The sequence below is a fragment of the Paenibacillus sp. NN59 genome (assembly GCF_057597225.1).
In genome coordinates this window covers 3,519,869-3,539,265 of sequence record NZ_CP199678.1, presented here as the reverse complement: position 1 = coordinate 3,539,265, position 19,397 = coordinate 3,519,869, and the positions used below count along the sequence as shown (strand labels likewise).

19 protein-coding genes are annotated in these 19,397 nt (G+C 40.9%); 7 read left to right on the top strand and 12 right to left on the bottom strand.

The features are described 5' to 3' along the window. Window positions 1-48 precede the first annotated feature (48 nt). The 3 genes from ACT89M_RS15540 to nirB form a co-directional block, all read right to left on the bottom strand. A complete protein-coding gene (locus ACT89M_RS15540) occupies window positions 49-1,386 on the bottom strand; it encodes an ABC transporter substrate-binding protein (RefSeq protein WP_154891874.1) in 1,338 nt (445 codons plus the stop codon). Between the two features lie 473 nt (window positions 1,387-1,859). Next, window positions 1,860-2,225 carry a nitrite reductase (NAD(P)H) small subunit gene (locus tag ACT89M_RS15535; protein WP_154891889.1) on the bottom strand — a complete coding sequence of 122 codons (366 nt, stop codon included), beginning with the start codon at window positions 2,223-2,225 and terminating at the stop codon, window positions 1,860-1,862. 20 nt (window positions 2,226-2,245) lie between these two features. Next, the gene (nirB, locus tag ACT89M_RS15530) at window positions 2,246-4,687 is read right to left on the bottom strand and encodes a nitrite reductase large subunit NirB (RefSeq protein WP_308721733.1); all 2,442 of its coding nucleotides are present in this window, start codon (window positions 4,685-4,687) and stop codon (window positions 2,246-2,248) included. 656 nt (window positions 4,688-5,343) lie between these two features. Here nirB and ACT89M_RS15525 point away from each other — a divergent pair. Next, a complete protein-coding gene (locus ACT89M_RS15525) occupies window positions 5,344-6,060 on the top strand; it encodes a collagen-like protein (protein ID WP_308721734.1) in 717 nt (238 codons plus the stop codon). 1,117 nt (window positions 6,061-7,177) lie between these two features. Further along, entirely contained in the window at window positions 7,178-7,357 is a 180-nt protein-coding gene (locus ACT89M_RS15520; RefSeq protein WP_308721735.1) for an H-type small acid-soluble spore protein, read from the top strand. An 86-nt stretch (window positions 7,358-7,443) separates the two neighbouring features. Here ACT89M_RS15520 and ACT89M_RS15515 read toward each other — a convergent pair whose 3' ends face one another. Continuing rightward, window positions 7,444-8,070 (bottom strand): spore coat protein, encoded by a 627-nt coding sequence (locus ACT89M_RS15515; RefSeq protein ID WP_308721736.1) that lies wholly within the window; start codon window positions 8,068-8,070, stop codon window positions 7,444-7,446. A 177-nt stretch (window positions 8,071-8,247) separates the two neighbouring features. On the opposite strand from ACT89M_RS15515, the gene ACT89M_RS15510 reads away from it, so the two are divergent. Together ACT89M_RS15510 and ACT89M_RS15505 are read left to right on the top strand one after the other, a co-directional pair. Next, window positions 8,248-8,577 (top strand): transposase, encoded by a 330-nt coding sequence (locus ACT89M_RS15510; protein WP_308723560.1) that lies wholly within the window; start codon window positions 8,248-8,250, stop codon window positions 8,575-8,577. Further along, window positions 8,574-9,488 carry an IS3 family transposase gene (locus ACT89M_RS15505; RefSeq protein ID WP_341181917.1) on the top strand — a complete coding sequence of 305 codons (915 nt, stop codon included), beginning with the start codon at window positions 8,574-8,576 and terminating at the stop codon, window positions 9,486-9,488. The genes ACT89M_RS15510 and ACT89M_RS15505 overlap by 4 nt, the downstream gene beginning before the upstream one ends. A 130-nt stretch (window positions 9,489-9,618) precedes the next feature. Here the strand turns inward: ACT89M_RS15505 and ACT89M_RS15500 are convergent, their stop codons facing one another. After that, on the bottom strand, window positions 9,619-9,735 hold the full coding sequence (locus ACT89M_RS15500; RefSeq protein ID WP_373323179.1) for a hypothetical protein: 117 nt from the start codon (window positions 9,733-9,735) through the stop codon (window positions 9,619-9,621). A gap of 774 nt (window positions 9,736-10,509) precedes the next feature. On the opposite strand from ACT89M_RS15500, the gene ACT89M_RS15495 reads away from it, so the two are divergent. Beyond that, complete coding sequence (locus tag ACT89M_RS15495) at window positions 10,510-11,139, top strand: hypothetical protein (protein ID WP_308721737.1); 630 nt, start codon at window positions 10,510-10,512, stop codon at window positions 11,137-11,139. A 346-nt stretch (window positions 11,140-11,485) separates the two neighbouring features. Here ACT89M_RS15495 and ACT89M_RS15490 read toward each other — a convergent pair whose 3' ends face one another. Together ACT89M_RS15490 and ACT89M_RS15485 are read right to left on the bottom strand one after the other, a co-directional pair. Further along, window positions 11,486-12,322, bottom strand: coding sequence for a class I SAM-dependent methyltransferase (locus ACT89M_RS15490; protein WP_308721738.1), 837 nt, complete (start codon window positions 12,320-12,322; stop codon window positions 11,486-11,488). A gap of 323 nt (window positions 12,323-12,645) precedes the next feature. After that, window positions 12,646-12,792 carry a paeninodin family lasso peptide gene (locus ACT89M_RS15485; RefSeq protein WP_145331132.1) on the bottom strand — a complete coding sequence of 49 codons (147 nt, stop codon included), beginning with the start codon at window positions 12,790-12,792 and terminating at the stop codon, window positions 12,646-12,648. Between the two features lie 358 nt (window positions 12,793-13,150). Between ACT89M_RS15485 and ACT89M_RS15480 the strand changes: the two genes are divergently transcribed. Then, window positions 13,151-13,591 (top strand): GNAT family N-acetyltransferase, encoded by a 441-nt coding sequence (locus ACT89M_RS15480; protein WP_308721739.1) that lies wholly within the window; start codon window positions 13,151-13,153, stop codon window positions 13,589-13,591. Next, window positions 13,588-14,247, top strand: coding sequence for a YczE/YyaS/YitT family protein (locus ACT89M_RS15475; RefSeq protein ID WP_308721740.1), 660 nt, complete (start codon window positions 13,588-13,590; stop codon window positions 14,245-14,247). Before ACT89M_RS15480 ends, ACT89M_RS15475 begins: the two co-directional genes overlap by 4 nt. A 389-nt stretch (window positions 14,248-14,636) precedes the next feature. On the opposite strand, the gene ilvD is transcribed toward ACT89M_RS15475, so the two are convergent. The 5 genes from ilvD to ACT89M_RS15450 all read right to left on the bottom strand — a co-directional run bounded on the left by ilvD (window position 14,637) and on the right by ACT89M_RS15450 (window position 19,330). Beyond that, complete coding sequence (ilvD, locus tag ACT89M_RS15470) at window positions 14,637-16,328, bottom strand: dihydroxy-acid dehydratase (RefSeq protein ID WP_090916349.1); 1,692 nt, start codon at window positions 16,326-16,328, stop codon at window positions 14,637-14,639. A gap of 15 nt (window positions 16,329-16,343) precedes the next feature. Then, window positions 16,344-17,009 carry a GntR family transcriptional regulator gene (locus ACT89M_RS15465; protein ID WP_308721741.1) on the bottom strand — a complete coding sequence of 222 codons (666 nt, stop codon included), beginning with the start codon at window positions 17,007-17,009 and terminating at the stop codon, window positions 16,344-16,346. A gap of 281 nt (window positions 17,010-17,290) precedes the next feature. Next, on the bottom strand, window positions 17,291-17,935 hold the full coding sequence (locus tag ACT89M_RS15460) for a DsbA family oxidoreductase (RefSeq protein WP_308721742.1): 645 nt from the start codon (window positions 17,933-17,935) through the stop codon (window positions 17,291-17,293). Window positions 17,936-17,986: 51 nt separating this feature from the next. Continuing rightward, a complete protein-coding gene (locus ACT89M_RS15455; RefSeq protein ID WP_154959228.1) occupies window positions 17,987-18,631 on the bottom strand; it encodes an NAD(P)-dependent oxidoreductase in 645 nt (214 codons plus the stop codon). A gap of 39 nt (window positions 18,632-18,670) precedes the next feature. Next, the gene (locus tag ACT89M_RS15450; RefSeq protein ID WP_154959227.1) at window positions 18,671-19,330 is read right to left on the bottom strand and encodes an SDR family NAD(P)-dependent oxidoreductase; all 660 of its coding nucleotides are present in this window, start codon (window positions 19,328-19,330) and stop codon (window positions 18,671-18,673) included. Between the last annotated feature and the right edge of the window lie 67 nt (window positions 19,331-19,397).

Here is a 19,397-nt window from a genome sequence, read left to right as displayed (position 1 = left end):
ACCACTATACCTGCCAACAGGTTTAATCGAATCATTTACTTATTATATTTATTTCAATTCTTGTTCAATTGCTGCTTGTGCTTCATCCAACGCTTCCTTCACGTCTTGGCCATCTTCAAAGATCGCATTCAAAGTAACCGTATTGAATATATTTCCAATGGTTGGTGAAGCTTTAACGGACTTTATCGCTCTAATTTCGTCCTTGATTTCATTCAAAGTATCAAATGCATTTGTCTTAAAGTATTGGACGTATTCATTTTCAGGGTTTTTCGTAACTGCATCATCTTTCCATACTTCCATGTTGATTGGGTCAAATCCAAGTGTATTCCAAATTTCAGTAGTAGCTTCTTTCGAAAGCTTAGCAAAGGCTACAAATTCTTTTGCCAACTGAACGTCTGTACCATTCTTAGTAACAACTGTGCCAGTACCGCCTAAGCCAACAGAACGAGGGTTACCTTCTTCGAATACAGGCAATGGAGCTATTGCATACTTCCCTTTAAGGTCTTTCATTTCGTTTACAAAGCGGGACATGTACCACTCAGGCATTAATGCACTTGCGTAGTTGCCTTTGTTATATTCGCCTTTTGCTTCTTCTGTGTCGGGTTGTCCGCCAGGGATCGTATGAATAACATTGTTCTTCTGTAGATCGACTAACATTTCAAGCGCTTTAATCATTTCAGGCGAATTCACTTTTGGATTACCATTTTCATCAGTAAAATCAGCATTTTGCTGAGCTAGTAGCAGCGATGCTTGGAACGAAGCTGACGTATCAGCAGTACCTAAATACTTGCCAGTCTTTTCGTAAACCTGGATACCTGCTTGTTTGTAATCTTCCCACGTTTTGATGGTCTTGTAGTCAATACCTGCTTGTTCAAGAATTTCAGTGTTGTAGAAAGCAAGCGTAGCACCTACATGATAATCAAAGCCATAAACCTGATCGGCTTTGGAGTAAATCTCGACACGTGAAGGAACAACAGCGTCTTTGTATGGTGCATATACATCATTCAAAGATTCCAAGGGAACGTTGTCACCTTCCAAGAATTTAGGGAATTTACCAAGCTCGATATCCGCGATATCAGGAGCACCTTTTCCGCTTGTAACTGCCAATAAAAGCTTGTTGTGCATATCATCGTAAGGCATAACCGTTACATTCAACTTAATCTGTTTGTCTGGGTTCTGTTGGTTCCATAACCCCAGCATTTTATCCAAATGCTTGCCGTGCAAATCTACGAATGTCCAAAATGACAATTCTGTTGCATTCTCACCGGCATTAGCCCCTAATTGCTTTGTTTCCGTTTTTGAACCAGAAGAATTACCACATGCAGTAAAAACAAGTGACATAATAAGGAGTGTAACGATGGTGATTAAAGCACTACGTTTTTTCATTTGTTCGTCATCCTCTCTTTTTTGTTATGCATTTGAAAAGTCGGCTGACTAGTTAGTTTTGTTGATTCAAACTGTAAGCGCTTAATGTGCCGTATTATAATATATAGGAACTAGGCTTTATATGACCAATTGATTATAAAATCATAAAGTTTATGGGGAGATGCTACTCTTTAAAAAGGCTGGCGCTCTGCGAACAAATTCGAGAAAATGTTATTTAAGGAGTCATCAGCAATTAACTGATTCGAAATGAAAAAATGTTCTTGTTCACTGACAAATCATGACTGACCAAAAACTTGTTCATACTGATAAAATAAAAAAAGCCGCTAAAAATAGCGACTTTAATGTCATTCTGTTCTTGTCCTTCGACATGATATGAGTGATATTTTACAGACCACCTCTTCGTTCAATAATCTCAGCCATTTCTTCCGTCTTTTGCGAGCCGGCAATGACAATTTTTTTTGCTCTGAAGGTCTTTACTCATGTGAAATCTCTCCCCCATTCTTAACCAATCCAACTCGTACCTCTTCTGCGTCAACCTGAACCGGATAAATCCGAACCTGTCCCGTATCAGGGTCAAGCACCTGACCATCCGTCAATGAAATCTTCCAGTCACAGATTGGGTCGAACAGGACGTCCCCGGATATAATTCCTTCTGCAATCGTTCCTCCGCGCGGACCAGGGCTTTTATTCTCAAGAGCATAGATACGTCCGTCCGTTGTCTTAAATATCGCAATCTCTTCATTACCTAAGCGCACTACTCGTCCCAGTCTCTCTGTGAAATCATCTACATTGCCAACAAGATAATACGTGTATTCATTTTTATTCAGTTTCGGTTCCATCATGCAGCCCCTTCCTGTTTCTAGTCCTGTTTCGTAGAGATGCTAATCTCTTCAAACATCCTTTCCCTTAAATTCGAATTATTCAGGATTTCACTCCATGGTTCCTTCACCTGCGCCAGAGCGACCTCCATTCGCTCAGCCAAAACCCGGCGGTTATCCAGATCATTGACTACAGCTTCCGTGACGGATTCCAATCCCATCCTTTCAATCCATTCCGAGGTCCGCTCCAGATATTTGCCTGTCTCCCGGTAGTGCTGCATGAACGCGGCGACAATCTCCAGAAGTTCTTCATCTGTTCGCACCTTACACAGCAGTTCAGCAAGTCGGGCTTTAATTCCGCCATTACCGCCAACGTAAATTTCCCAAGCTCCCTCATTACCGACGATCCCAATATCCTTGGTTGTTGACTCCGCGCAGTTACGCGGACAGCCGTTAACGGCAAGCTTGAACTTGGCCGGCATATCTAACCGCTCGAACTTCTTCTCAAGCATTATTCCCATCCCCATCGAATCTTTCGTACCAAAACGGCAGAACTGTGATCCCACGCATGTCTTGACCGTGCGAAGCGCCTTCGCATACGCATAACCGGACGGCATGCCAAGGTCCTTCCAGATCTTTGGTAGATCCTCTTTTTTGACCCCAAGCAGATCCAGCCGCTGACCACCGGTTACTTTAACCAACTTGACGTTGTATTTCACCGCAATATCAGCAATAAGTCTGAGATCGTCCGGTGTGGTTACCCCGCCGTACATTCGCGGCACAACGCCAAATGTTCCATCCTTTTGAATGTTCGCATGCATCCGTTCATTCACAAAACGTGAATCCTTCTCGTCCACATGCTCAGTTGGCCAGATCATACCCAGATAGTAGTTCAGCGCAGGACGACATTTAGAGCAGCCCTCCGGGTTATCCCATTCCAGCGCATATCTTACTTCTTTAGATGTGATCAGCCCCTTTTCTTTAATCGCCGTCACGACTTCATCTCTGCTCAGTGTGGTACAGGAACAGATTGCTTCCTGTTTCGCCGCCGCTGAATCATACTTGTCTCCGAGCACATATTGAAGAATCTGCTCTACAACCGGTCGGCAACCTCCACAAGAACGCGATGCACTTGTGGCCACCTTGATCTCTTCTACCGTGGTTAATCCTTTTTCGTTAATGGCATCCACAATGTGTTTTTTCGTCACACCATTACAACCACATACGATTTCCTCATCCGCCAGCTCTGCGGCTGTATTCCCGGTTTCGACCGAGGCTTGTCCCATAATCGCATTATGAATGGCTTCTGTCATTACCGTGCCTGTTCGAATCCACTGCTGCAGTCTGGAAGATTCCTTTCCGTCACCAATCAGAACACCGCCGACGATCCGTCCGCCGCGCAGGAGAACTTTTTTGTAAATACGTAACCAGTCATCATGCATCCGCACTATAGACAGTCCTTCTGCATCCATAAACTCACCAGCGGAGAACACGTCTACACCAGATATTTTTAGTTGAGTAGATACCACAGATCCTTCATATGGCTTCGTATCCACTCCGCACAGATGCTTCGCAAGGACAGCTCCCTGTTCAAATAGTGGAGCTACCAGCCCATATGTAATGCCCCGATGCTCGTTGCACTCCCCTACTGCATAAACATCCGGTGCTGAAGTACGCATATAATCATCCACAAGAATCCCGCTATTAACCACAATGCCGCTTTTCTTGGCTAATGCAGTGTTTGGTCGAATTCCCACCGCCATGACTACGAATTCTGCATCCAGCGTCGTTCCGTCGGTAAAACGAATCCCGCTGACCCGATCATCTCCGAGAAACTCCTCAGTCTGTTTGCCGGTAGCAAATTTCAATCCTTGGCTTTCCAGCTCTGCCTGAAGCATTAGTGAGGCGGTATGATCGAGCTGACGTTCCATTATCTCCTCGAATAGATGGACCACTGTCACATCCATCCCCAGTTTGAGTAGCCCCTTGGCAGCCTCCAATCCGAGCAGGCCCCCACCAATAACGGCAGCCTTCTTGTACTGATCTGCTGCATGCAGCATGTTTTGGCAATCCGCGATATCTCTGAAACCTACAATACCCTCTTTATCTGCTCCTGGTACCGGAAGCATAAACGGATTGGAACCGGTTGCAACAATGAGCTTGTCATATGGAACCTCCATACCATTGTCTGCCTTCACAATTTTTTGTTCCGTATCAATATGTGTTACAGTCGTTCCGGTATATAGCTCTATTCCATTCTCTAAATACCAGTTCCTGTCATTCAAAATAATGTCTTCTACTGCTTTACTCTTCTCTAGCACATACGATAACTGAATGCGATTGTAGTTGGGATAAGGTTCACTCCCAAATATGGTAATCCTGTAGGTGCTGGGCGCCAGTTTTAAGATCTGTTCCACCGTGTTGATCCCAGCCATCCCGTTACCAATCAAGACTAAATGCCGACGGTCTTGTACTTTTACCATGCAGAAACCTCCTACCTATATATTCTTATCCATGACAAAGAAAGCTTGTAACCTACTAAACAACAAACATACAATTGAACCATTTTTGGCAGTATTTATAGTATTTATATCAAAGAAGGGTTATATAGGGCAACTCTTATTTTAATTTTTAACAAAATAATCACCTGCCCGTTAGTTTAATGCATTAACGACTAAATAATGATTAGATATACATCTAATCGGTAATCGGTACAAGTTCTTGTCCTATCATTAAGATTTTCTGAGGTGTATGAATCGTTTCTTTGTCTGATGCGGAAATTTCCATATAGATCCATCGAATTATCTACCTTGCAATTCAAACTTTCCCATCAAAAGTTTTGTTTTGGTAGTATTTTTTTCTCGTATGCAGGTGCATTCACGTATTGGCTTGCGGGTAGAGCATCACTTACCAAACATGTGTAACGTATAGAAATTTAATATGCTTTGCATTGTATTCTTGGCTGTTTGGTAAGAGGCTTTTCAATATGTAAAAGAAGCTTAACGTCTAAATATTGCTCCATGAGATAGACAACTTTCCTCATAATGGGCCCTGTAATTTTCTGAATTATAGTTAGTTGTCTACGCCCCCAGTGATTACTGCACATAGTATGTGGAGAAATATCACGGAGGTGAGTTCATTGATCAATCATCACGGGAAACGGATTTGTAGACGTAAATTCAAAAAACATGTACCTTGCGGTGCGAAGGTTAAGGTAGTAAAGGTTAAACCTAAGGTTACAGTTAATGCTCCACAAGGCGTACCAGGGATTCCTGGTCCAATAGGGCCGATAGGTCCCAAAGGGGCCACTGGTGCTCAAGGGATACCGGGTCCAGTCGGATTGCAAGGAATTCCTGGTATACAAGGACCCGTGGGTCCGGCTGGTGCGGTCGGAGCAGTTGGCCCAGCAGGTGCAACAGGAGCAACAGGTCCTGCCGGGCCAACGGGGGCTGGAATCTCCGATTTCCTGAGTGTTTTCCGAGCTGATCCCGGCACAGGTACGGACACCGTTCCAGGAAACTCGCCAATTACGTTGACTGGTGTTTTGGCTAACGTGGGGGGTGCCTTTACCTTCGTGCCGCCATCTTCAACGATAACCATCAATGAAACAGGAAGTTACTTTATCTCTTTCTCCATTCATAATCAGGGCGATGCCGATTTCAACCTTACAGTGAATGGGACGCCCATCACACCTGTGCCTTTCACAGGTAATGGCGGAGGCCCCATATCTGCTGAAGTTATTATTACGGTCACAACAGTTCCGACAACGATTCAACTGGTCAATGCGAATGCAACTCCTGTACAGTTGCATAACAATCTGAACACCACGGTGACTATTCTGAAACTGACTCCTTAATGTCGATCCACGATATAGTCTATGTCAGCATAGAAATTAAAGTATATGCCTTTTGTCCGGTCCATAAGTCTATTTATTGAAAAGATAGTATGGATGGCTAGGATTCAGGAGCGGCGGGATGCTGTTGTTAAAGACATGACCGCTGCTCTTTTCCTTTTCGTAGCCGAGACCTAAGTGAGGAGAATGGATTCTAGATCGGGAGGATTGTTATTGAAGGGTCAGCCTTCGGATAACAGTGATTAGGCTCGAACAAATCTTGTTGTAAGATAACATAGAACATAGTATATGGTGCAGAGTTCGGAATGTTACGGTACATATGGCTGGAGAGCGGATGCCTCATTGATTTTATAATCGCCGGGTAAGGATGAACCATCGCGACATTAAACCTCTAATGCCCGCAACTTACGCTGTTGATAATCAAGCATGGCTTCGTATAACAATTGTCCGTTAAAGTCGCAGGTTCCTCCTCATCTATTGCAAAAGGAACTCGTGTCAGTTGTCTCATAATATTTTAAGTTTTTATTACAATGGTTTGACGGCCTCCGTTATTAAAGGTCATTCTATTAAGCCTAATTTTCTATTATATTAATTACTGCTGGGAGAGAATGTATCACTTTTTTTAAAAAAAGGTTTGCTTTGCTAATCATGGTACCCATATATTTTCCGAGCATATCAAAATTCTAGTCAGTCTGCTCAAGTGCTGAGAATTATGTTAAGTATCCCGAACTTTGTGTCTATGACACAAGCTACATATATAAAACTGGACCTCTTAACACATCTAATTCATGTTGCATCTTTAATAACTTGAGAATAGTCACTACGATGAGCCTGGATTGATTAGAAACAGGTGGATCAGCGGCCTTTTTTAACGAGCAATATTAATCATAGAATTTTTACACACTCAATAAGGGCTTTTTCAATGCCTGTTCTCTGAGTAACCCTAAGTATTCGGACGAGTTCTGACGATTGCATTTTTGCATATCCCACCCGTTCGTTCAACATAAAAGACAGCCGATCCATTGATCGACAAATATTTTGCATAAGATGGGAGATCATAAAAGTGGAAGGGAGCGTTATCAGCTAAAAGTAAAGAAATCAAAAATAAGGAGGGATTTTGTTGAACAAACAAAGAGCGATTGAAATTTCGGAATCGACCATTATGAAAAATGTAACTTATCAGGATGCACTGGTTTTTATCCAGCATGTTAATGAGGATGAGACGGCTCGAATCTATCCGATCGGAAATTCGGAGAAGGAAATGACAGTACCTTTGTCCAGTTTAACTGAGCATCCCTAGTTTGTAAGCTCGCTTCTTACAGTCCTGTTTCAAAGGGGTAACAAAATCAAACGCCGTATCTTGACATGAGATACGGCGTTTGATTTTTAGTGGGGAAGATTACCAGGGATTTGTGGCTGCACCGGTGCAAGAGCGTAACCATTTTGCATTTGCTGCATGTCTTGCTGGGTAAGCTGCGGCACTTGGTAAAAGCCATTTTTATTTTGATAAATCGAGATCTCATAAGCCATCTCTATACAGTTTGGTAAGGAATCTGCAAGTACGCGACGTACAACCGGATTCGTTGTTTCCAATGCTGCTGTTGTTTTCATTACAGCCCCTGATTTTACTGAGTTTAACATACTAAGGGATATGGATTGATCACATATCTCAGCCGCAGATTGAATTGGCTTTGTCGGTTGACTTGGTTTCATCCCATAAGTAAAATCATTATCTTGTTTCATTTTATAGCTCTGGGTCCGTTTTGAAGGATCTTGTCCGGTTTTGAAACTTTCCAATGTAATGTTATATTCATCAGCCATAAATTGCTTCTGACGCTGTAAGATATCCCGAAGTTCTGGATCTTGTACGTGCTCACTCAGCATGGTATACGTGTTCATTGTATTGATACTTCCTGCCAATACCTCATGGACATCAAACATCTCATGTCCGCCATGATTCAGTTGGGGTGGAACTATGCCTGTCTCAATGTTTTGATGGTTTTGCTGCTGCATTTCGTATGTCCTCCTATGTGTTGTTTCCTGCAAATAATGATTCCTTACATTCGCAGTCAGTGTTTATTATTAATATCATGGACTCAATATATTCAGAATAATTTCTTTAAAGCCCCCTAATCCAATTGGACACTCAAAGCTACCTCAGATACACTAAATGAAATGAGGAGAGTGTTCATGAAAAGACGATTTAGATGCCCAGTTGAGGCGAAAAAGGAGTATGTCGTAGAGGTGCTTTCTGGCCTCCGGACAGAGGTCGTGGCACGAAAGTACGGCATGTCTCCTAAAACGCTGACGACTTGGGTTCGTCAATACGAAGATGAGGTGGGGGAACTGGTGGCTAAAAAACAAAAAGAAACACAACAAATACAGCAAGATGTAGCCAACTATCAAGAATTACAGGAGAAATACAATGAAGCTTTGAAACTTCTTGGCGCAAAAGAATTAGAAAACCAGATTCTTAAGGATCTCGTTAAAAAAAAGTATCCCGACTACAAACCGCGATAGGTTGGATTGAGCGAGGATATCCTGTCCGTACGGTGCTCCGGATCTGCGATGTTCCTCGCTCAACATATTATTATCACTTGAAACACCCTGAACGCCAGCAACCCATAAGTAGCGGACGAAAAATCCCTGGATACTCTTACAACCAGCAAGGGAATCGTATTTCGGACACTCGGATTGTCGGGTTTCTTCGTCGTTTGATTCAAGGGCCAAATGCAGCGTTTGGCTACCGAAAACTAACCGTGTTGTTACGCCGAAAGTACAATCTGGTAATTAACAAAAAGAAAGTATATCGGCTCTGTAAGTCTCTCAGTATCCTTCTCCCTCAGCGCGAACAAATCCATACCGTACCGAGAAAAGTAGCTAATAACCGAACGGTAGATGGGCCTAACCAATTGTGGCAGATGGATATCAAGTACGGTTATGTTGCGGGGAAACGCCGGCACTTTTTCCTCGCAAGTATTATTGATGTTTTTGATCGTCGAATCGTCGCTCACCATCGCGGTAAAGCCTGCGACACGCAGAGCATCCTGCATACGCTCCGGCAGGCTATGGTAACGCGACGTATCCCTAAGACCGAGCCAAAGCTCGTGATTCGTACCGATAACGGCCCTCAGTTTATAAGCAAAGCGTTTTATAACTTCTGTGAAGAAGCAGGTTTAGAGCATGAGCGGACACCCGTTCGAACACCGAATAAAAATGCTTTTATTGAATCGTTTCATAGTGTTCTGGAACGTGAGTGTTACCAGCGACATTGTTTCGAAAGCTACGAAGAAGCCTTTTCCGAGGTAGACCGTTATATCCGTTATTACAACAAAGACCGTATTCACGGCAGTCTACACGACTGGTCGCCGACAGATTACCTGCGCCTGGTCAACGAAGGAACCATAGAGCCCAAATCCATTGCATTATGATGCGTCAATCTGAGAAAAAGCTAGCTAGTGTCCAATATTAAGGGGTTGAACCGATTTTTATAGATCACCTGTACCAAATTCTTTCATCCAACTCTTGTTTAGAATGGTCGCAATCTTCGTAGTTTATCAGCTAGATCTCAAAAAAGTTATTCTCCTTCTCATCTACACGCAGCTTTACGTGTTGTTCACAAAGATTAACTAAGACCAACACCTGTTCATAAGCCAATGTACGCGTATACGCAAATATACTAGGATGATTAGCTTATAAATGTGTCTACTGTTCTCGTTCTCTATCAATCTCATTAATTAGTCTAATAAGTAACTCCTTTTTTTAAATGGTATTTTTTCCCAGTATCCGTATCACCTATATTCATGAAAAATTCCCACGCTATTTATGGATACGATTCTCCATGACTAAAACGAACGATCCTGCCTTAGTTTAATGAATTGAAGGGCAAGATGACGATTAGATACACGCCTAATCAACAATAAGAACCATGGTAGGGAAGAAATGAACTTAACAAAATAGTGGCTGACCACCCTCGTCATGAAGGAGTGCACTACGTGTTGGGAGCTGCACGTAATACAAGGATTTTACCGGGCATGTCAAGGAACAAGCCTAATTTTTTGTTATATTAATTAGTGATAGAGAGGACGTATCAGTTTTTATAAAAAAAGGTTTGCTTTGCTAATCATGGTACACTTCTACTTTTTAGTGTTATATGTGGAATATCATATATTTTACTTTCAACCATATCAAAATTCTTGTCAGTCATCTGCTCAAGTGCTGAGAATTATGTTAGGTATCTCGATCTTTGTGTATATGACACAAGCTACATATATAAAGCTGGACCCTCTTAACACATTTAATTCATGTTGCATCTTTAATAGCTACCTGCTCTTTCTCTGTTAAAAATACAGAGTGACAAGAAAACACTGATTCTCTCTGCCGACTTAGTATGGATTTTAGTTCTTGTGAGAAAGCTGTACGATTCAATAAAGATTGATTATGAGGTGAACAATGAACGGAACATTAGATCAAGTGCGATACATCGAAAAATATGAAAGTTGGGAAGGATCATTGGAGGTTAAAGCTTCGGTAGATTTATTTAATACGGAGATATATTCGCTTAATACGTTTATTGATACTAAATATGCTCTAACCACCGAAGATCTAAGTACAATTCATTTTGTTAAAAAGCATTTTCACGAGATATATACGATCTTCTTAGAAAGTTTGTTGGAATGGCAATTATACGGCATTGCTTATGAGATATATGATGAACAAAATCACTCGTTTGAATCGATTTATCCTAAAAAAATAGAGGATCTCCATTCATATGTAGGTCTTCCTATACTTCAGATTCTACATGAACATGCTAAAGATGGGCATTCATACTATTCCCTTAATTTTAACAAAAACTGCAGAGTTTCTATTGAACACGGCTTTACAGCCCTATTCCATAAAAAAGAACTCATCGATCTCTCCCCTTCGTATATTGATTCTGTAATTAGCGGACTTCAATATATTGAACCCGATTGTTCACAGTGGGAAAAAGGTTTTTGGAGGTTAAAACCAAAACTTGAGAATAGTGAATACGATGAGCCTGGAGTGATTAGAAACAGGTGGATCAGCGGCCTTTGTGATTAACCAGCAATATTAATCATAGAATTGTTAGTCATCCTAAGAGCATTAAAATGAATTCTAAATAAAAACTGCTTCATTATCTTCAAACTATGTACACACTGCTCTGCATTGTTGAGTATAGATTTGTGGTGTTGAACTTTTTTCATGCCTTGGCAGACTTTACTCTTGGTATCAAAAATTCTTTTTCTATTTTTCAAAATCATTATTTAGTGGCTGAACGTTATCATAAACAAAAAAAGGCACCTCTGTGGAGAGGTACCTTTGGCTAATTTATCCGCAAGACATGTTTCTGGCTGAGCAAAGGATAAACATTGAATAATGCTACAGATTTCAAACACCATAAATAGATTTAGTTGTCATTGTTTACAGCTTCTCTTTTTCGCAGTACCACTACGATATCTGTCTGAGGTACAAATAAATTATAATTCGTTACATGCACTTGTCTCGTTTCGGTTACGGATTCAATCTTTAATTCAGGAGGAAGACAGCGCTCTATGTGAGTAATTAATGTTTCTTTGGTAAATCTCCAAATTACACCATCAATCGAAGAGTTCGCCATATATCCACCGTCCGTTACAGAACCTGAAAGAGACTTGAGAATGACCGGGTCTGCAATAATAATAGATCCACCGTCACGTAACAGTCTACAGCTCTCTATGAAGGCTTTTTTGTGATAGCGAATGTGATGAAAGCTTCTTGCAAACAAAATCATATCGCAGCTATGGTCAGGTAAAGAAGTAGGCTTATCAATGAAAGCATGGATATAAGAATCAAACCGTCCCCACTTCTTTCCAAGTTTTAGAGCATTTAAATTCGGATCCATGTTGAGAAAACGAACATCTTTCTGCTTGCGAAGATACTTGTTCAATAAACCTGTACCACAGCCCACTTGTAGAACATCGCCCTTTAAAGGGGGTAGAACTTTGTAGACATTACGAGGAATAGGGAAATTTTGAACGTACATGGCCAATTCGTAGAAAATCGGATAACGCTCTTGCAATCGAACCAATTTACTAGTGTAGAAAGGTTTCCGTTTTTTGTGACGTTTGAAGTCCCATTTGTTCAAATAGTAGACAGGGGTTAACAGCAAGAACAAAATAATAAAAACACTTTGGACGCTATAAATTCCAAGTTTACTAAAAAGATCATTGGAATTCTGAGGCATCATTTGTTTAGATGTATTCAAAATGACCCAATCCCCTCTCACAACACTATAAATGGTGTAGAAGCTGTTCTAACATAACAAATAATTCAAAGAAGAGCCGTTTACGATGATGCATCACCATGATTTTGTTGAAATCGCTTATGTATACGAAGAAGAAGGCCTTCATTAGATTGGGGACCAATGTATTTTGGTTTCCAAAGTCAAATTGTTTGTCATTCCCTTGTCTATCACATGACTTCTACACTTAGATATTTATCTAATAGGTAATTGAAACATATTATTTTCCCTCATCTGAGCATCGAAAAAGCCGCCCATAGGCGACCTTTTGAGCAAGAATACGATTTTCAACTTGAGGACGCTGGATTATAGAGGTCTGCATCATGTTCGGAGATCCAATCAATTTGCTTATATCCACGGCCAGCCATCGTTTGCTGCCGCACATCCAGAACCTCTAATTTCGGTGCCTGCCAAGGTGCTTTTTTCGTTTCCATCGGTCGTCCCCTCCTTTCAACAAAAACTAGAACCAAGACGCGAGCACCCTTACATTACTTGCGCAATACAAACCTTTTGAGATACTTAATGTATCTTTATGAAAATTATAAGATACATTACGTATCTAAGTAAACAAATATTTCATCCCTTTCTATATGAAGTGCGACATCCCACATAAAGACTGTGCTAATTCATCTATCGGTTACCTTGATCGGAACCATCTTTTCGTAATTCTAGTCCCTTACCCCCCCTTTTTTTTGTTGTATTTACAACAAAAATGCTATCATTTATAATTATCTAAAAGAACGTTTAATTTGTTTTTAATTACAAAATGAATTTCTGAAAGGATTATTAGAAATGAAATCAAAAAAAATTGACTACATTGAGGAGCTCAAGATCGCTTTTGAAATTAGAGAAGAGGTGTTTGTGAAAGAACAAAATGTACCACTTGAAGATGAGTTTGATGATTATGATAATTTAGATGGACAGTGTGAGCACATCCTGGTCTATTTTAATGAACTACCCGCCGGAACAGGCAGAATTATTATTCAAGATGGCGTAGGTAAACTCGATCGAATATGTATCTTAAAACCTTATCGCCAATATGGTCTTGGGAAATTAATCGTTACATCACTGGAAGAAATTGCAGAAAATAAAGGAATATCCAAAGTTAAATTACACGGACAGACACATGCAGAGGGGTTTTATCACAAGCTAGGATACAAGACGACCTCCGATGTATTTATGGAAGATGGAATTCCGCATTATCTAATGGTAAAAGAATTATTATCGAAATGATGCCGTTATCACGTGTAAATCAATATTTAATTTATGCAATAGGTATCTTAATTCTAACTCTTGGCATTACGTTGACCATACAATCAGAGCTTGGAAGCTCTCCATTCGACGCTCTTCTAGTCGGATTGTCCCTAAACGTAGGTTTAACTATTGGTAGCTGGGAGATTATCATCGCTCTAGTTATGATATTTTTAAATTCGTTGCTACAAAAACAGAAACCTGAATATTTGGGTTTAGTAACTGCACTTATAACAGGCATTTGTATTGATTTCTGGCTGTTATTGTTACGGACTTGGGTGGCACCTGATCTATTGTTTTTGAAATTTTTGTGTTTCGGCTCTGGTTTGGTTGTTGCAGGAATAGGAACGGCCATGTATCTACAGACCAATTTTGCACCGATTCCGATCGATCGGTTAACACTCTCACTACAAAAAATAACTCGAACGAATATATTTTTTGCGAGAACTCTGATTAATGTTGTAATCCTGTTCATGGCATTCATTTTTAATGGACCTATAGGTATAGGAACTGCACTGGCTGTCTGCTTCAGCGGGGCTATTTTAAATGTTTTTATGCCATGTATTGGAGAGATGATAGAAAAATGGAGTTCAACAGAATCAGGAAGTAATGAGGTCGATGGAAACCATTCCGTTTAGAATACCCGAGGGCAAGAACTTGTACTGACAAAATAAAAAAGCCGCTAAAATAGCGACTTGAATTGGAACATGTTCTTTCCCACGACACCGTACTTTGCATTGCTTAATTGTTACCTATCTTTTTATTTGTGATTTTGCATTCCAATTATCAGGAGGTTTTCTACCTCCTGAAAACCAATTACAACCATTGTTTATCCAAACGTCTCTCCACATTCGATATGATTCCTCATTGTTGTAAATTCCATCATCATCAAATCCGTACTGAAATCCGCAACAAGGACATATTTCGTCAGAGGGTACACCTCTATGTATGGTGCTTCATACAGTCCTTGATAATTGCACACTAAACAATTTTTTTCCATCCATATCCAGCCTCAATGGTTATTGGTCTATTCCATCAAATCGGTTACTGCCCCTTTGGAAGCGGAGGAAACTAATTTAGCATATTTGGCGAGTACACCGGATTTTACTTTCAGCGGAGGTTGTACCCACGCTTTCGCTCGAGCGGCTAATTCTTCTTCTGATACTTCAACCTTCATTTCCTGAATATCACTGTTAATGGTGATAATATCCCCATTTTTGAGCAACGCGATCGGTCCGCCTACTTGTGCTTCAGGTGATACATGTCCGACTACAAATCCGTGTGAGCCACCCGAGAATCGACCATCCGTGATGAGAGCCACTTTCCCGCCGAGTCCTTTGCCTACGATAAGTGCTGTAACGGAAAGCATCTCTGGCATACCTGGGCCGCCCTTCGGACCACAGTAACGTATGACCACGACATCGCCTTCTTTAATTTCATCATTCGTAATCGCTATTGTTGCTTCATCTTCGCTATCGTACACCTTGGTCGGGCCGGAGAACTGCTGGATCTTCATGCCTGACATTTTGGCAACAGCACCTTCAGGGGCGAGATTTCCTCGAAGCACAACTAATGGTCCATCTGGCTTCAGCGGATTATCGAGCGGACGTATAATCTCTTGATCATTCGGAAGTGGATCAGCTTCCGCTAAATTCTCCGCCAACGTTTTACCTGTTACCGTGAGGCAATCCCCGTGAAGTAATCCCTCAGCAAGCAATAGCTTCATCACCCCTGAAACGCCACCGATATCATTCAAATCTTGCATCACATATTGGCCGCTTGGCTTCAGATCCGCCAAATGAGGAACACGCAAACGAATGCGTTCAAAATCATCTAAGGTTAAATCGACTTCTACCGAGTGCGCAATCGCTAGCAGATGGAGAAATGCGTTAGTTGATCCTCCCAGAGCCATAACAACGGTGATCGCATTCTCAAATGCTTTCTTCGTCATAATGTCTCTTGGATAGATTTCCTGTTCAAGCAGTGAGATGACCTGTTTACCGGCTGCTTCGCATTCTAATGCTTTATCCGCTGAAATCGCTGATGTCGAAGAAGAACCAGGCAAACACATACCCATTGCTTCTGCAGCTGCGGCCATCGTATTAGCGGTATACATACCCCCGCAAGCCCCTGGGCCTGGGCAAACACTACATTCAACCTTATGTAGCTGTTCATCTGTTATTTTGCCATCTTGATATTGACCAACGGCTTCAAAAGCGGAAACGATATCTACTTTTTTGCCATCGAGATTACCTGGTTGAATGGTTCCACCGTATACATAAACGGAAGGAATGTTCATCCGTCCAATAGCCATCAGACATGCAGGCGTATTCTTGTCACAACCACCGATTGCAACAACGCCGTCAAAACGCTCAGCTCCGGTCACAATTTCAATCGAATCAGCGATAGCTTCCCGACTTGGTAGTGAGAACAACATCCCGCCATGCCCCATCGAAATCCCATCCGAAACGGTAATCGTATTAAAAATTAGTGGAGCACCGCCGTTATCGCGTGCGCCCTGCTTAGCTTGTACCGCTAAATCATTAATGTGCATATTACATGGTGTTACCTCACTCCAGGTACTCGCTATGCCGATCATTGGCTTTTTAAAATCTTCATCCTGAAAACCAACCGCACGCAGCATTGCTCTGTTTGGTACCCGGTTAGCTCCTTCACTGATTACCTTGCTTCGAATACGAAGATCTTTTTTATTTTCCATGTTTCTTCCCTCATTTCAAAGTATTTCACTCAGTTCCTGCATCGGCCTGATAAAATTTTGTTTCATTAACTTGTGAGCATCCTCACTATTTTTGCCTTCAAAAGCTTTAATAATCAAATCATGCTCTTCGACTGAAGCAAGTGTAGCTGTAATATGTTGTTTTAAAAACACATATTTAAAACGCCTAATGTGAATCTGAAGAGAGACATTAAATGTGGCTACATAAGGATTATCTGAGAGCTCCACAATATAATTATGAAATTGCTCATCTACCTCCATAGCCTGATACACTTGTCCATTTTTAATGGAACTTGCGAATTCCAAATTAATAGATCTTAGTTTCTCGATCTGTTCTGGAACAATAATCTGGGCGGTGATTTCAGCAGCTAATGCCTGAAGAGCAGCCATCGTTGAATACATTTTAAAAATATCGTTTTTCTCAATATTCGTTACCTTTGTTTCTTTCCCTGGATGCATCGACACGAGGCCTTGAACTTCGAGTAACTGAAATGCCTCTCGAATCGGAGTCCGGCTGACTCCAAGTGATTCAGCCATTTCCGCATCAATCAGCTTTTCACCTGGCTGCAGTGTTCCATCAATAATCCATCGCTGAATCTGAGAAAAGGCTCTTTCTTTTGCGGACATACGGACGGGTAAGGCAAAATCTTTAGGAATTGGCATGGTTTTCATCCTCATTACAATTATTCTTATATGCAATATATCGCATACAGGATTGAGAAGCAATTATTATTTCATTTTAACTCGCTTATTTAAGTTTATTCTGATAACTACCTGTTTTTTTTGCCCGTTCGAATGCATGAAAAAAGCAACCAATCATAGATCAGTTGCCTCCTTGATTTATTAAGCACGGTTAGATTTACATTCATCATTGAATCTGTTAGTTAGTTAAACCAAAATGTTGTGTTAAAATGTTCACTAAAACTTGCTTATAATCATTTAAATCATACGAAGGGTTCCTGAGATGCTTGTTTAAGAGCTTTTAAAAATACCTCTGTTGGTTGTGCACCGGATATCGCGTATTTTCTATCAATGACAAAGAAAGGCGCTCCTGTTATGCCTAATTGTTTTGCTGTGGCTTCATCTGAACGCACTTCGCTAGCATATTTGGAGGAGTCATGGAGAACTGCGATTGACTCGTCCCTATTCATTCCAACTGATTCTGCAATACTGGCTAAAGTATCATGATCACTAATTAACTTGGCGTCCGTGTAATAAGAATAGAACAGCTTCTCAGCTAATTCCTGATCTTTACCCACAGATTTGGCATACTGGGTTAAACGATGCGCATCAAACGTATTGGTGGGCTTTATTTGGTCGATATTATACACGAGACCCATCATTGCTGCTTGTTGTTCAAGTTCAGCATGTGCCTTTTTCGCTTGTTCGAGACTCATATCATGTTTCTCCGAAAGTATTTGATGCATACTTTTGCCTGAGTACATGGATGTTTGCGGATTAAGTTCGAAGCTTTTATATTCAATAAACACTTCATTCGGAGTAGCGAATTGCTCCAGTGCAGATTCTAATCGTCGTTTACCAATATAACAAAATGGACAAACATAATCCGACCATATCTCGATTTTCATTTTGAATCCTCCCTCACTAACCACCTTAATCGGTGAATACTACATTTAAATTTATTTGTTATAAATAATAGGCATTTTCCTAATCAATGCGTTGTCAAGAGCGGAAGAGTACATGAATTTAGCAACATTTTCTCTGGAAACACCTAATTTAGCTGGTTTATCACCGAATGAATAATCATAAGATTGCCCTTTGTATTTGACATTGGGATTAATAATTCGAACGACTGTCCAATTCAGTTTGGATTCCTTAATCATTCCTTCCAGTTTCTTCATTTCTGCATAACCGTTTGGTAGGAAAACTTTCGCTAAGACACCTGGAAGTATCGTGGAAATGTTTTTCTTATCGTCATCGGATTGCAAAGCCGGCGTCGCAAGTGTAATGAGCCTTTTTTTGTTAAGTTTGTTCATAGCCTTAATGATCCGTTCGTGCCCGTCAGCAATCGGCGTGCCTTTAAGCTTTCGTGACATATCGGATGCTGGCCCCAATGTGCTAATAACTACATCTGATTCGGCAACGGCCTTCTCGATAGTTGAACTATTCGAAAGTTCCCCTTGTACAAGGCTCAAATTTGGATGTTTGAGGCTGATTTTTTCGGGGTTTCTAACATATGCCGTAACGAAATCTCCATGATCTAAAGCTAGTTGTGTTACAAGCTGTCCAATTGCACCACTTGCACCAAAAACAGTGATATTCATATTTTTCTCTTGTATCTCCTTTAAAATAAATTATTCAACTCACACTTTATCTTCAGTTATAAACTCTTCTACTCTATCTCTTTTGGTGTACATGTCGTACCAAATATCAGCGATTTTATCCTGAACGCCTGAATTCGGCTGCATCCAGATTCCGATCGAAAGATGCCCTGCATATACTCCTTTGTCCGCTAATTCGCTGTTCAAATTAAAGATATAATTACGAAGTCCTGAGATTGCAATTCCGACATTACCCATCCTTGGAACGGGGTGGACTGAAGCACCTCCGGTTGTAAATAACAGAGCACCGCTTTGCTTATCCAGCATATCCGGAAGTACTTGTTTAATGCTCGATAAAGCACCTAAAACATTATATTGAAATTGGTATAACGCATTTTCTTCAGTTACATCTAATGTTGGCGCTACGGAATCAAAGCTCGGCGTTGGACTGTATTCAAGAACATCGATAAATCCGTATTTCTCTTTAATAGCAGCAAATGCCATCTCAATTTGTTCTTTGTTTAATATGTCCGCCTGAAAAGAAGCCGCTTCGATTCCCAATTGTTCTAATTCAATAACCAGTTGGTTCAACTTTTCTTCATTTCGCGCAATAAGAGCTACGCGAAAGCCATTGTGTCCGAATTTCTTCGCAATGGACACTCCTAATCCTGCTCCTGCTCCAACAATCGCTATCGTTTTCATTTCATATCTTCCCTTCGAATAGAGTTAATGATCAGTAAGATAAATAATGGTCAACGTGTTGTATATT